This is a genomic window from Promicromonospora sp. NPDC090134 (genome assembly GCF_044746965.1).
Lineage (GTDB): Bacteria > Actinomycetota > Actinomycetes > Actinomycetales > Cellulomonadaceae > Promicromonospora.
In genome coordinates this window covers 1,082,547-1,096,386 of the sequence record NZ_JBIVCZ010000001.1, presented here as the reverse complement: position 1 = coordinate 1,096,386, position 13,840 = coordinate 1,082,547, and the positions used below count along the sequence as shown (strand labels likewise).

Annotated in this window: 12 protein-coding genes; 5 read left to right on the top strand and 7 right to left on the bottom strand. The window is 72.9% G+C overall.

What is annotated here, in order from left to right; all coding sequences use genetic code 11:
- Positions 1-34: 34 nt before the first annotated feature.
- Positions 35-331 (top strand): hypothetical protein, encoded by a 297-nt coding sequence (locus ACIPN7_RS04735; RefSeq protein ID WP_400538493.1) that lies wholly within the window; start codon positions 35-37, stop codon positions 329-331.
- A 147-nt stretch (positions 332-478) separates the two neighbouring features.
- Here ACIPN7_RS04735 and ACIPN7_RS04730 read toward each other — a convergent pair whose 3' ends face one another.
- Positions 479-2,410, bottom strand: coding sequence for a serine/threonine-protein kinase (locus tag ACIPN7_RS04730; protein WP_400538491.1), 1,932 nt, complete (start codon positions 2,408-2,410; stop codon positions 479-481).
- 184 nt (positions 2,411-2,594) lie between these two features.
- On the opposite strand from ACIPN7_RS04730, the gene ACIPN7_RS04725 reads away from it, so the two are divergent.
- A complete protein-coding gene (locus tag ACIPN7_RS04725; RefSeq protein WP_400538489.1) occupies positions 2,595-3,668 on the top strand; it encodes an adenosine deaminase in 1,074 nt (357 codons plus the stop codon).
- A gap of 195 nt (positions 3,669-3,863) precedes the next feature.
- Positions 3,864-4,835, top strand: coding sequence for a L,D-transpeptidase family protein (locus ACIPN7_RS04720; protein WP_400538487.1), 972 nt, complete (start codon positions 3,864-3,866; stop codon positions 4,833-4,835).
- Positions 4,836-4,925: 90 nt separating this feature from the next.
- Here ACIPN7_RS04720 and ACIPN7_RS04715 read toward each other — a convergent pair whose 3' ends face one another.
- Together ACIPN7_RS04715 and ACIPN7_RS04710 are read right to left on the bottom strand one after the other, a co-directional pair.
- Positions 4,926-6,134, bottom strand: coding sequence for a UDP-N-acetylmuramate dehydrogenase (locus ACIPN7_RS04715; RefSeq protein WP_400538485.1), 1,209 nt, complete (start codon positions 6,132-6,134; stop codon positions 4,926-4,928).
- A 156-nt stretch (positions 6,135-6,290) separates the two neighbouring features.
- Positions 6,291-7,523: an MFS transporter gene (locus tag ACIPN7_RS04710; protein WP_400538483.1), complete on the bottom strand. Its 1,233-nt coding sequence runs from the start codon at positions 7,521-7,523 to the stop codon at positions 6,291-6,293.
- A gap of 111 nt (positions 7,524-7,634) precedes the next feature.
- Between ACIPN7_RS04710 and ACIPN7_RS04705 the strand changes: the two genes are divergently transcribed.
- The gene (locus ACIPN7_RS04705; protein ID WP_285100941.1) at positions 7,635-8,759 is read left to right on the top strand and encodes a LacI family DNA-binding transcriptional regulator; all 1,125 of its coding nucleotides are present in this window, start codon (positions 7,635-7,637) and stop codon (positions 8,757-8,759) included.
- Positions 8,760-8,872: 113 nt separating this feature from the next.
- A complete protein-coding gene (locus tag ACIPN7_RS04700; protein ID WP_400538480.1) occupies positions 8,873-10,213 on the top strand; it encodes a C39 family peptidase in 1,341 nt (446 codons plus the stop codon).
- 81 nt (positions 10,214-10,294) lie between these two features.
- On the opposite strand, the gene ACIPN7_RS04695 is transcribed toward ACIPN7_RS04700, so the two are convergent.
- From ACIPN7_RS04695 to rpmG, 4 genes are all read right to left on the bottom strand, one after another.
- On the bottom strand, positions 10,295-12,565 hold the full coding sequence (locus ACIPN7_RS04695; protein ID WP_400538478.1) for an N-acetylmuramoyl-L-alanine amidase: 2,271 nt from the start codon (positions 12,563-12,565) through the stop codon (positions 10,295-10,297).
- A 149-nt stretch (positions 12,566-12,714) separates the two neighbouring features.
- Entirely contained in the window at positions 12,715-13,137 is a 423-nt protein-coding gene (locus ACIPN7_RS04690) for a MaoC family dehydratase (RefSeq protein ID WP_400538475.1), read from the bottom strand.
- Positions 13,134-13,619: a MaoC family dehydratase N-terminal domain-containing protein gene (locus ACIPN7_RS04685; protein ID WP_400538473.1), complete on the bottom strand. Its 486-nt coding sequence runs from the start codon at positions 13,617-13,619 to the stop codon at positions 13,134-13,136. The genes ACIPN7_RS04690 and ACIPN7_RS04685 overlap by 4 nt, the downstream gene beginning before the upstream one ends.
- 24 nt (positions 13,620-13,643) lie before the next feature.
- Positions 13,644-13,814, bottom strand: coding sequence for a 50S ribosomal protein L33 (gene rpmG / locus ACIPN7_RS04680; RefSeq protein ID WP_013837798.1), 171 nt, complete (start codon positions 13,812-13,814; stop codon positions 13,644-13,646).
- Between the last annotated feature and the right edge of the window lie 26 nt (positions 13,815-13,840).

Here is a 13,840-nt window from a genome sequence, read left to right as displayed (position 1 = left end):
CACGCCGCACGGCGCCTGCCGCTAGGTTGCCCGCATGAACAACTCGGGCGAAATCGACATCACGGCACGCGTCGAGGCGGCGGTCGCGTCGGCGATCTACGACGTGGCGCTGCCGATCGACACCATGGGCGTGACCTTCCACGACGGCGCGCTGGACGACGTCGCCGAGGCCTACCGGGCCGCGCCGGACGCCACCCTCGCGGCAGCGGACGCACGGTTCGCAGCGCACATGGCGACGGTCGCGGAGGCGGGCTCGGACGACGAGGCCGAGGGGCCGATGCTCCGGGCCCGCGCCGCGATGGCCCTGAAGGAGCGCCTCAAGGAGCTGTGACGTGCGGCCCGGGTCGCGAGCTCGTCGCGACCCGGGCCGTCCGGCCCGGCCGGCAGCCGGCCTGGCCAGCTGCCGGCCTGGCCCCCAGCCGATTGGCCAGCTGCTGGCCTGGCGGCCGCCGGCCGATCGGCTGGTGGCCTGCCCGACCTAGCGACTGCCGGCGGGCAGCGTGGTGTCGCCCTCGGCCTGGCCGCCCGTCGGGTTGGTCGACGGCTCGACCGGGGTGGTCGGCTCCTCGGTGGGCTCCTCCGTCGGCTCCTCGGTGGGCTCCTCCGTCGGCTCCTCGGTGGGCTCCTCCGTGGGCGTGGCGCTCGGCGTCGGCGTCGGGGTGGGAGTCGGCGTCGGGGTCGGCGTGGGCGTCGGGGTGGGAGTCGGCGAGGGTGTCGGTGTCGGCGACGGCGTGAACTCCGGCGGCGGCGCCACCTCGTCCGTCTCGCTCGGCGTCGGGGAGGCCGACGGCGTCCGCGACGGCTGCTGCGTCGACGGGCTCTGGCTCGGCGTGACCGCGGGTGTCCCGTTGTTGCCGAGCATGTTCGCGATCACCAGGCCCGCACCACCGAACACGAGCAGCGCGAACACGATGATCGTGATCACGCGGCCGCGGCCGGTGGTCATCTTCTGCCAGAAGGTCCGCTGCTCCTCCGCCGGCTCCAGCGGTGGCGGCACCTGGGGCGGCACGGCGGCCGCCGCAGTGTCCGCACCGATCGCCGCGGCGGCTCCGGCGGCCCCCACCGCACCGACGAGCATGGTGCGGTCGCTGCCCTCGGCCGCCTGGCCCAGCACCATCGTGCCGGACCCTGCGACCGGGTCGATCACCTCGGTGCCGCCGGCGCCCACGCCGAGCTGCATGGTCTCGCCGCTGGTGCCCATCCGCCCCGCGGGACCGCCGAGCAGGATCGTGACGGTCTCGCGCATCGACTCTGCCGTGGGGAACCGACGGTTCGGGTCCTTGGCCATGGCCCGGGACACGAGTCGGTCCACGGACGCCGGGACCGCCGCGCGCCGCGCCGAGGCCGCGGGGACCGGCGCGTTCACGTGCGCCCGCAGGACGTCCTCCGCCTGTGCCCGCTCGAACGGGGCGTGGCCGGTCAGCGCGTAGTACGCGAGCGCGCCGACGGCGTAGATGTCGCTCCGCGCGTCGAGCGGCTTGCCCCGGGCCTGCTCCGGCGACATGCCGAGGACCGAGCCGGCCACCGTGGCGCCCTCGCCCTCGCCGCCGGCCGGCCGGGTGAGCCCGAGGTCCAGCAGCCCGACGGCGAACGTACCGTCCGGCCGCTTGTCGACCATCACGTTGCGCGGCGCGATGTCCCGGTGCACGAGACCCGCGGCGTGCACGGCGGCGAGCCCCTCCAGCAGGCCGTCGATGATCATGAGCGCGTCCCGCCAGGGCACGCCGCTGTCCCCGGCATAGTCGGACAGGGAGACGCCCGGCACCCGGTTCATGACGGTCCACGGGACGCTCGCGCCCGCGACGTCCTCCTCGCCGGAGTCCAGCACCTTGACGACGCCCGGGTGGGTCACGAGCGCCGACGCGTCGACCTCACGCTGCAGGGAGGCCCGCGCGTTCCGGTCGTCCACCAGGTGCGGGTGGAGCACCTTGACCACGAGGGGCCCGTCGTAGGGGCCAGCCTCGGGCTCCGCGGGCTGGGCGATCTCCGCCGTGGCGTCGGCATCGGCATCGGCGTCCGCGCCGGTCTCGTCGCCGGGCTCGCCGTCGGAGGCGGAGCCGGCATCCGCACCGGACCCCGACTCGTCGTCGCCGTCGCCCGGCGCGCCGTCCGTGGCCTCGCCAGGCTTCGCGTCCGCGTCCGCGGCCTCGCCCGACGCACCGGCCTCGCTCTCGCCCGCGCCGCCCGAACCGTCTGCGCCGTCGACGTCCGCAGAAGCGCCCGTGGCACCGTCGGAGTCCTCGGCGTCGCCCGCCACGGGCTCCGGGGCCGCTACCCGCTGCGCGTCGTAGACCGTGAACGTCGCCCCCGTGCCGAGGACGTCGACGAGCTCGTACTTTCCGCCGAGGACGACGTGCACCGGGAGGTCTGCCGCATCGGCATCGGTCTCACCCGTGTTGTTCTCGTTCACTGCTTCCTCGGTGTCCCTGGTCGCGCATCGAGCAAATCAGTCATTTCGGCTATCTGGGGCATGTTCTTCTCAGGATACGTAGCGGAGCGCGCGCACACCAAAGATGGGGCGGCGGGATGTGTGAGTAGTGCGGAGTATCACGATCGCGGCTGCCACCGGACCACTGCTTTGCCACACTACGCAGATGCGCGACCTCGCACTCCTCCCCAAGGCGCACCTCCACCTGCATTTCACCGGATCCATGCGGGTGCCGACGCTCGTCGACATGGCAGCCGCGTACGGCGTCCGGCTGCCGGAGGCGCTCATCGACAACGACCCCTTGCGCCTGCCCGCGACCGAGCGCGGCTGGTTCCGCTTCCAGCGCCTGTACGACGCCGCCCGCGCGTGCGTGCGGTCCGAGGACGACATGCGCCGCCTGGTCGACGAGGCGGCGGCCGACGACGCCGCCGAGGGCTCCGGCCGGCTCGAGATCCAGGTCGACCCCACCTCCTACGCGCCGTTCGTCGGCGGCATCACACCGGCCGTCGAGATCGTCATCGACGCCGCCCGGGCCGCGAGCGCCGAGCACGGCATCGAGGTCGGCGTGATCATCGCGGCGTCGCGCATGAAGCACCCGCTCGACGCGCGCACGCTCGCCCGGCTGGCCGCCCGGTACGCGGGCGACGGTGTGGGCGAGGTCGTGGGCTTCGGGCTGTCGAACGACGAGCGCCGCGGCGACACGTCCCAGTTCGGCCCCGCGTTCGACATCGCGCGCCGAGCCGGGCTGGCCGCCGTGCCGCACGGCGGCGAGCTGCTCGGGCCGGACCACATCAGCGAGGTCCTGCGGGAGCTCGTCCCGGACCGGATCGGGCACGGCGTCCGGGCCGCCGAGGACGAGCGCGTCCTGGCGGAGATCGTGGACCGCGGCGTCGCGCTGGAGGTGAACCCCGGCTCGAACATCGGCCTGGGCGTGTACGGCGAGGCGGACGAGGTGCCGCTGCGCACCCTGGTGGACGCGGGCGCCGTCGTCGCGCTCGGAGCCGACGACCCGCTCCTGTTCGGGTCGCGGCTCGTGGACCAGTACGCGATCGCGCGGGACGCACACGGCTTCACCGACACCGAGCTGGCGGCGCTGGCGGGCTCGTCGATCCGGGCCAGCCGGGCGTCGTCGTCGACCAAGGCGCGGCTGCTGGCCGACGTCGACGCGTGGCTGCTCGCGCCCGACCCCGCGGAGACCCTGGGTGCCCTCCCGACGCGCGGGTCAGTCACGATTGGGTGACGATCGACCGACCCAACCATCTTGATCCGGCGTACGTCGGTTACAGATACAGGACACTCACGGGGGGACGACGTCGTCTCGTGTGTGCGGTGCCGCGCCACCCCCAGCAGGTGCGGCCGAGGAGGAGTCACGATGCGGGTTGTGCACAGCAGGTCGAACCACGGCACGGACAGGGTCCACGTGGCCAGGAGGGTCGTGAGCACGTTGGGCGCAATGGCGCTGACGGCGACCCTGCTCGTCGGCTGTGGTGACGACCAGGAGCCGCCGGCGGAGGCGGACCGGACGACGAGCTCGCCGAGCGCGTCCGCGTCCGAGGAGAGCTCCCCCACCCCGGAGCCCAGCGCGAGCGCGCCGTCCGAGGAGCCGGAGCCGAGCGGTTCGCCGTCCGCGAGCGCCGGCGAGGGCACGGACGACTCCGGTGCGGGCGCCGACGACGGGTCGGCCGACGGCGCGGACGAGGGCAAGGGCGACGAGGGCAAGTCCGACGGCAAGGGCAGCTCGCAGGACGAGGCCGGCGGGGACAAGGGTGACGGCAAGGGCGGCAAGGACGACGAGCCGGAGGAGCCCGACTACATCGAGTACGGCGAGGTCAGCGACCGCGTGGGCAAGCTGCAGCAGCGGCTGCGGGACCTCGGCTACTTCGTGACGTCGGTCGACAACGCGTACGGCGGCGAGACGCAGCAGGCCGTGTTCGCGCTGCAGAAGGCCGGGGGCCTGTACCGGGACGGCGTGGTGGGCGACGCCACGCAGGCAGCGGCGGACAACGGTGTGGTGCCGCGGCCGCAGACGTCGTCGGGCAAGGTGCTGGAGATCGACATCGACCGGCAGCTCGTGCTGGCCGTCGAGAACGGCAAGGTCGTCAAGGTGATCAACGCGTCGTCCGGCAACGGGGAGACGTACGAGGCCAAGGGCGCCACCTACACGGCGTACACGCCGCGCGGGTCGTTCGCGGTGTACCGCGAGGAGAACCGGATGTACGCGTCGCGGCTCGAGCTGGGCGACATGTGGCGGCCCAAGTTCTTCACGGGCGGCATCGCGGTGCACGGCTCGGCGTCGGTGCCGGCGTTCCCGGCGTCGCACGGCTGCGTGCGGGTGTCGAACAGCGCGATGGACTGGATCTGGGACAGCTGGGGCGCGCCGTCGGGCACGCCCGTGGTGGTCTACTGACCGCTCGGCCGAGGTAGAACTCTGGCGAGGTAGAACGCAGCGTGAGCCGCGGTTCTACCTCGCCAGAGTTCTACCTCGGCGGGGCGAGGATCAGAGGGAGACGCCCACCAGGACGGTCTCCGGGACCAGGGTCACGCCGAACCGGTCGCGGACGCCGTCGCGGACCGCGCGGGCGAGGGCGATGACGTCCTCGGTCCGGGCGCCGCCGCGGTTGGTCATCGCGAGCGTGTGCTTGGTCGACAGCCGCGCCGGGCTGTGCTCTCCCGCCAGGCCGAAGCCCTTGGCGAAGCCGGCGTGCTCGATGAGCCAGGCGGCGCTCGTCTTCACGAGCGTGGGGTCGATGGCGCCGAGGCTCGGCCCGGTGGTCGTCTCCGGCGTCGCGGAGCGGACCGGGTAGCGCGGGGCGTCCTCGGGCAGGTGCTCCAGGTGCTCCACGGGGATCACGGGGTTGGTGAAGAACGAGCCCGAGTTCCAGCGGTCGTGGTCCGGCTCCGCGCCGAAGTTCGGGCGGTCGAGCAGCATGCCCTTGCCGCCGCGCAGGCCCAGCACGGTCTCGCGGACGTCCTTCATGGGCGCGCGCTGGCCCACCTCGACGCCGAGGCGGCGTGCCAGCTCCCCGTAGCCCACGGGCGCCGACAGCGTGCCGAGCCGGAACTGGAACTGGACGTTCAGCACCACGTAGCGCGGCGACGGGTACCAGGGCGCCCGCGGGTCGCCCTCGCCGCGGATGCCCTCGCGACCCTCGCCGTGCATGGACTTCTTGAGCAGCGACGTGCGGTACCCGAAGCCCAGCTCGCCGACGGCGAAGGTGCGCACCCGGCGGTCGCCGCGGTCCCAGGTGCGGACCAGCGAGACCACGCCCGAGAGCTCCTGGCCGTAGGCGCCGATGTTCTGCACGGGGGCGGCGCCGACCGTCCCCGGGATGCCCGACAGGGACTCGACCCCGACCCAGCCCTCGTCGACGGCCCGCTCGACCAGCTCGTCCCAGTTCTGGCCGGCCGGCGCGCTGACCACGGCGCCGCCGCAGGTGTCGTCCGACTCGACGCTGATCCCGGTGCGGACGTCGCGCACCACGACGCCGCCGAAACCCTCGTCGGCCACCAGCAGGTTGGAGCCGCCACCCACGACGAGCAGCGGCACACCGGCGTCGTCGGCGGCGCTCACCGCCTCGATCAGAGCGGCCTCTTCCTCGGCCTCGACGTACGAGGCAGCCGGTCCACCCACTCGCAGAGTGGTGAGGTCGGCGAGGCTGGGGACCACCGCTTGTGCCTGGACGGTGTCTGCCGGGTATGGGCTCACCGTGCAAGCCTATCTACCCGCAGTGCGGGATTTGTGCACATCTTCGACATGGCGTGGGTGATGTCTGCCAATTCTGGAACCTTTTGGTGTCCGCAGACGTGTTCCCTCCCTGGTTTCCGCGGCCTGGCCTGCGCGAACCCGCCGGCGTGATCCGCGCTACCTCTTCACACCCGCCGCCGTCGGCAGCGGCCGCACGGAACGCGCCACGACCAGCCCGAGCACCATCGGCACCAGGAGCACGAGCACCGCCAGGCGGTAGCCCGTCTCGTGGGCCACGAGCCCGATGAGCGGCGGCCCCACGAAGAACGCGGTGTACCCGATGGTCGAGACCGCGGCCACCCGCATCGCGGCCCGGCGCGGCTCGTCGGACGCCGCGCTCATGCCCATCGGGAAGCCCATCGCCGCGCCGAGACCCCACAGCGCCACGCCCACGAGCGCCAGCCACAGGACCGGGACCAGCGAGAACGTCAGCACGCCGACGAACGCGAGCAGCGCGGAGAGCACGAGCACCGGGACGCGCCCGTACCGGTCGATGGCGCGGGTCCCGGCCAGGCGGGCGCTCGTCATGGCGGTGAGGAAGATGGCGAGACCCACCGCGCCCATGCCGTCGGACGTGTCGAACCCGTCCACGACGGCGAGGCTCACCCAGTCGTTGGCCACGCCCTCCGTGAGGGCGGCGCTCAGCACCACGAGGCCGATCGCCAGGGTGCGGGGCTCACGCCAGGCGGCGAGGAGCCCCCTGATGCCGGACGGCGGCGGCGTCACCTCCGCCGGGTCGGCGCCGTCCGCGTTGACCGCGCCGGCGGCGCCGTCGGGCACCGGTACCGCACTCGGCGTGAAGAACCGGGTGGCGACCACGACGGAGAGGAACGAGACGGCGCCGGCCGCCACGACGTGCCAGACGACCGGCACCCCGACGGTGGCCACGAGAGCACCGACACCGGCGCCGATGACGGTGCCGAACGAGAACCCGGCGTGGAAGATGGGCATGATGGCGCGACCGAGCCGCTGCTCGACCGCCGCGCCCTCCAGATTCATCGCGGCGTCCCAGACGCCGGAGCCCACGCCGAAAAGGATCATCCCTCCTCGCACCACGAGGGGCTCCCCCAGGGCGACGCCGTACCCGGCCACGGAGAGGCCGACCGCGGTGAGGCCCGCGAATCCCAGAACGGTTCGGGCGGTCCCGAGCCGCTCGCTGACCAGCCCGGACAGCGGGATGGCCGCAATCGACCCGACGGATATCGTGAGCAGCAGGAGGCCCATCTCCCGCTCGGAGAACGAGAGCCCGTCCCGCACCGCGGGAAGGCGTGACGCCCAGCTCGCGAAGGCGAACCCACTGGCGGCGAAGACGACGAATACCGCCCGGGCGGCGGCGTGTGCAGTAGGCACGGAACTCCCTGGTGCGATTGAATCTCCCGACCGTAAGCCACAATCTGGGATCAGCCCAGCAGATTCCCGGGTCCTGCACCACCGGTGCCCGATGCGAGAGAAGGAACCGCGATGAACCGCCAGACCGTTGGCCGACCGACCCTCGCGAAGGTCGCCGAGCTGGCAGGTGTCTCCGTGTCCACCGCGTCGCTCGCCTTCTCCGGCGCGGGACCGATCACGCCCGAGACCCGGGAGAAGGTGCTGGCCGCCGCCCGCGAGCTCGAGTACTCCGGGCCCAACCCGCTGGGCCGGCAGCTCCGGTCGGGCCGCTCCGGCATCGTGGGCGTGGTGATCGGCGACCAGCTCGGCCGGTCGTTCCGCGACCCGGTCTCCACGCAGGTGCTGCACGGCCTGGTCTCCGCGATCGGCGAGCAGGGGCTGGGTGTGCTGCTGGTGCCCGGGATGCCGCAGGGCGCCACCGCGCAGTCCGTGGGGCTCGCCGCCGAGGCGGGGCTGCCGCCCGCCGTCGACCCGCTGGTCGAGGCCGCCGCGATGGACGTGGCCGTGCTCGTGTGGGGGATCCTGGAGGGCGACCCCAACCTCGCGGCGTTGCAGCGGCGCGGCGTGCCGGTCGTGATCGGCGAGGGGCACGAGGTGCCGGGGGTGCCCGTGGTCGGTGTCGACGACCGCCGGGGCGCCGCCGAGGCGGTACGCCACCTGGTCGAGCTGGGGCACACGCGGATCGCGGAGATCGCGCTGCCGTTCGGGCGGGACGAGCGGTCGGGGCTCGTCGACGCCGAGCGGCTCGCCGCGGCGGAGCGCACGCCCACCCGGAACCGGCTGGCCGGGGTGCGCGACGTCATCGAGCCCGTCATGTCGTGGGAGACGCCCGCCTCGCTCGTGGAGCACGGGCGCGACGCCGCGACCGAGATCCTGTCCGAGTGGGCGCCGGCCCGGGACCGTCCGACGGCGATCATCGCCCACTCCGACCTGCTCGCGGCCGGCGCCGTGATCGCCGCGCGCGAGCTCGGCCTGCGCGTCCCCGAGGACGTGTCCGTCGCCGGGTTCGACGGGCTCGACCTGCCGTGGCTCTCCCCCGACGTGCTGACCAGCGTGCACCAGCCGCTCGTCGAGAAGGGCCGCGCCCTCGGCCTGGCCGTCATCGCGCTGCTGGCCGGCGAGGAGCCCGAGTCGGTGACGCTGCCGGTCAGCCTGGTCGAGGGCACGACGACGGGGCCCGTGCCCGACCTGGGCTGACACGCCCACTTTTCGGGTGACGCCTAAATTGCTTCTGTCCCGACCCCCGCTCTGATAGGGAGGGTCCACGGCCCGCTCACCGAGAGGGGGCCCGGAGGCATGGAGGCAGGGCTATGTCGAGACGAAGAGGACTGCGGACCACGGTGTTCGCACTGGTGGCGACGGGAGCGCTCGTGGTGCAGGCGGGGATCGCGGCGAGCGCCGTGCCGGTGGCGGGTGCGTCCGAGCCGGCGGCGTCGGACAACCAGATCACGCTGACGACCTGGGACGGCGTACGCGACTTCCACGCGGGCAAGACCGCCAACCTGCGGCCGGGCGCCCAGGGCGGGCTCGTGCTGCGCGGTGCCGGCGAGACCGTCGAGTACACCGACCCGTTCGGCGACGGCACGCCCGTCAGCTACGAGACGGGCCGGTGGACCTCGCCCGTGGTCGAGGCCGGCTACCTGATCGACGAGTCGGTGAGCTCGTGGAACGCGCAGACGCCCACGGGCACGTGGGTCGAGATCGAGTACCGCGGCCGCAAGGCCGACGGGAGCTGGACCAAGTGGTTCGTGATGGGCCGCTGGGCCTCGGGTGACGACTTCGCGCCCGCCGACGGCAGCGTGGGCGACATCCACCGCACGTCGGTGAACGGCCAGACCGACGACGACGCCTACCTGTTCACCGACACCTACGTCGCCAAGTCGGGGCACGAGCCGGACGCGTACCAGACCCGCGCCACGCTGTACCGGCCCGAGGGCACCCGCGTGTCCCCGCGGCTCGACGCGGTCAGCACCATGACCAACGAGTACCTGCCCGACGCGCACTACACGGGCACGAGCGACTTCACGCTCGGGCGCGAGGTGGCGCTCGACGTACCGCAGTACAGCCAGAACATCCACCGCGGCGAGTACCCCGAGTTCGGGGGCGGCGGCCAGGTGTGGTGCTCGCCGACGTCGTCCACGATGGTCATCTACTCCTACGGGCGCGAGGTGCCGGCCGAGGAGCTGGAGGGCATCGAGGCGCCGAACGGCGACCCGCAGGTCGACTACGCCGCGATGAACACCTGGGACTACACGTACGAGGGCGCCGGCAACTGGCCGTTCAACGCGGCCTACGCGAACACGTTCGGCCTGGAGTCGTTCGTGACCCGCCTGCGCTCCCTCGCGGAGGCCGAGAAGTTCGTCGCGGCCGGCATCCCGCTGGTCTTCTCGATCAACTTCGAGGCCGAGGAGATGCCCGAGGCCGGGTACGAGACCGACGGGCACCTCGTGGTGCTCCGTGGTTTCACCGCCGACGGCGACCCGATCCTCAACGACCCGCACGGGGCGACGAACGACGCCGTCCGCGTCGTGTACACGCGGGAGAACTTCGAGCGGGTCTGGCAGACCTCGACCGACGGACTCACGTACGTCTACCACCCGAAGGACGTGAAGCTCCCCCGCAACCTGCCGGGCGTCACGCCGAACTGGTGAGCGGACCGCCGAGATAGAACGGGGGCGAGGTAGAACCAGAGATCTGGTTCCACCTCGCCCCCGTTCTGTCTCGCCCTGGTTCTACCTCGGCGAGACGGGCTTCGGGTCCGAGGTGTACGACGCCGACGCGTACCCCGGCGCGGAGACCGTCACCTCGACGGCGATCTCGGCCCCCTTGTCCCGACCGGTCACCAGGTACCGGCTGCCGGTCGCCCAGCGGACCGGCTCGCCGTCGCGCAGCCACCGGTAGGCCACGTCGACGTCGTCCGGCAGGTACGTGCCGGCCTCCGCGGTCAGGACCCGGCCGACCTTGGCGTTGCCCCGGACCGTCGGCCCGGACACGTCCGCGACGACCGGGTCGTGCAGCTCGACGTCGGCCGCGTTGACGAACACGTGCCGGTGCGCCAGCCACACCTGGTAGTAGATGTCGTCGCCGCGCACGACCGTGCGGTCGCCCGGTCCCGAGCCGTCGAACGTGGCGGCCCGGTAGTAGTCGGCGGCCACGTCGTCGTCGGACACGGCGTAGGTCTGGCCGACGCCGACCGTGTACTCGATGGGCGTCACGGCCTGCACCGGCACGTCCGGGTACGCCGCGTAGGCGGCGGCCTCCGGGTACGCCCGCCCGAAGACCGGCGCCGGGGCGTCGCCCGCGACGGTCACGGTCTGCGCCGTCGCCGGCACCACCACCGGACGGTCGACCGGGTTGTGCAGCCAGACCAGGGAGCCGGCCCACCACACGCCGAGCCAGTCGCCGTCGACCTGGTCCACCACGAGCTTGTGCCCGGACTGCACGCGCGCGCTCACGTCGCTCGCGTACGTGGTGCCGTCCGCGCCGTCCGGCTTCCAGCCCGGGTCCTTGGCCAGCGGCGCGTCGGCCGACGGCGCCTGGTACAGGTACCGGAAGTTGGTGCCCGCGCCGTCGACGCACTCGCCCGAGCCCGGCGACGCCTGCTCGCAGCCCGTCACCACGTTCGGGTTCTCGGCGTAGCCCGTGCGCACCTCCACGACGTCGCCCGGTTCGACGTCCGTCGTCGCCTCCAGGTCGCCGCCGATCGGTGCGCCGAGCAGCTCGAAGTAGTGGTCCCAGTCCCAGTACGGGCCCGGGTCCCAGTGCACGTTCTTGGTGTAGCCCGGCAGGATGCCCGGCACCTGGTCGTGGCCGATGACGTGCGCCCGGTCGAGCGGGACGTCGTGCTCCGCGGCGAGGTAGCGCACCAGCGCCGCCGACGACTGGTACATCGCCTCGGTGAACCAGGTGCCCGTGCCCGCCCAGCCCTCGTGCTCCAGGCCGATCGAGTGCATGTTCATGAACCAGTTGCCCGCGTGCCAGCCGACGTCGGCCGGGTCGAGGTGGTTCGCCACGTGCCCGTCCTCGGAGCGCAGCGTGTAGTTCCAGGCCAGGTAGGTCGGGTCCTGCACCAGGTTCACCGACGGCTGGTAGGCGGTCTCCGTGTCGTGGATCAGGATGTAGTCGATCGACGGGCCGCCCGCGCCGGTGCGGTCGGCCTGGTCGTGGTTGCCGTAGTCGCCGGTGCCGTCCGGGAGGTCCGGCGAACCCTTCGCGTACGGGGCGGGGAGCCACTCGCAGCCGAGGTCGTCGGGGCAGTCCGCCTCGGGGTCGCTCGTGGTCGCGCTCCGGGGCACGACGACGTCCGGGTTGCCCGTGAGGATCACCGCGCCGTCCTGCGGGGTGGTGGTCCCCGCGCCGTCCCGGAGCGTGGCGTAGACGCCCGCCGCGAAACCGTCGATGTCGCTCATGCGGGACACGGCGTCCTCCCAGACGGTCAGACCGTCCGGCGACGTCGCGGGGGCCCCGGGGTCGACCGCGCCGCTGTCGGCCGCGCCGTCGCGCACGCCCTGGGCCTGGTACGACGCGAGGAGCGCCGCGCCGCCGCAGACGTTGGCCTGGGCGTCCGTCCTCAGGGTGGCCTCGTCGAGCCCGGTCAGCGCGGCCGCGCGGGTGAGCTCGGGCGTGCCCTCGCGGGCCGGGCCCGTCTTGTCGTTGATCGCGGACAGCGGCAGGCCCTCGACGTGCGCGTGCCCGAGGCCGCCGCCGGCCGCCAGGTTGAACACGCCGTAGCCCCCGTCGGCGCTGGCCTGGCCACCGTGCTGGTCCCAGCGGGACTCCAGGTAGGACACCGCCTTGAGCAGGTCCTCGGGCACCCCCGTGGCGTCGGCCGCCGCGGTGAACGCCTCGTCGAGCGAGCCGGCGGTCAGCACGGGAGCGCAGGCGACCACCTCGTCGCCGGGCGCCGTCACCGTGGGGGCGGCCGCAGCCGCCGAGAGCGGGATGAGCGGAAAGAGCACCCCGGCCGCCGTGGCCAGGGCTGTGATACGTCGTCGGGACGTCACGCGGAGTTCCTCTCGTCGGTCCGTAGAGCTCCGGACGAGAGAATCACACCCGATCAGGGGGTGCATGAGAAGGGTCTGCGGGTTAAAAAATCGTTACCCCGGCAAACCGACCAGGTCGCCGCCGGTGCCGACGGCCGCGGTGGGAACCGTCAGAGGCGGACGAGCGCCTGGGCGCGAACCAGCACCTTGGCGCCGTCGACCGTGACGGCGAGGTCCACGCGGACCGTGCCGGCGTCGGCGTCGACCACGCCCACCGTGCCGACGACCTCGACCAGCGCGGTGCCCGGGTTGGGCACCTCGACGGGCTTGGTGAACCGCGTCTGGTAGTCGACGACGGCGCCCGGGTCACCCGCCCAGTCCACGACCAGGCCCACGACGGTGCCCATGGTCAGCATGCCGTGCGCGATGACGCCGGGCAGGCCTGCGGACTTCGCGAACTTGTCGTTCCAGTGGATCGGGTTGAGGTCGCCGCTGGCACCCGCGTAGCGGACCAGGGCCGCGCGGTCGAAGGTGACGGTGCGGCTGCCGATCACGTCGCCGGCGGCGAGCGTCGCGATGTCGGGGCGGCTCATGCGTCCTCACCTCGGATCGCCAGCGTGGACACGACGGTGGCGACGTGCTCGCCGGGGGTGTCGGCCTCGGGGGACGGCACCTCGACCTGCTGGGGCATCGCGTAGATCTCGCAGCGCGTGGTCACCATGCTGATGGGGCCGCGGGAGACGATCCGGTCCACGTGCAGTACCGTCGTGAGCTCGTCACCGGCGACGATGGGACGGTGGTGCGTGAAGCGCTCGTCCGCGTGGACCACACGCGTGAAGTCGATCTCGGCCTCGGGGTCGCTGATGTACTGCGACTCGGCCCGCTGGGCCACGACCACGGCGAACGTGGGCGGGGCGACCAGGTCCGGATAGCCAGAACCCCGCGCCGCCACGAGATCGTGGTGCGCGGGGTGCGTGGCACCGACGGCGACGGCGAACTCGCGGATCTTCTCGCGACCTACGGAGTAGGGGGCGTTGGCCGGGTAAGCCCGGCCCTCGAAATCAGCGTTCGCCACGTCGGTGTGAAGCTACGGAGAGACTCAGCGGGTCTCGCGGTGCGACGTGTGCTTGCCGCAGCGCGGGCAGAACTTCGCCAGCTCCAGGCGGTCCGGGTCGTTACGCCGGTTCTTCTTCGTGATGTAGTTCCGCTCCTTGCAGTCCACGCACGCCAGCGTGATCTTCGGGCGGACATCCGCGCTCTTGCTTGCCATGGCTCTCACCTCCGCGCCTCGAGAGG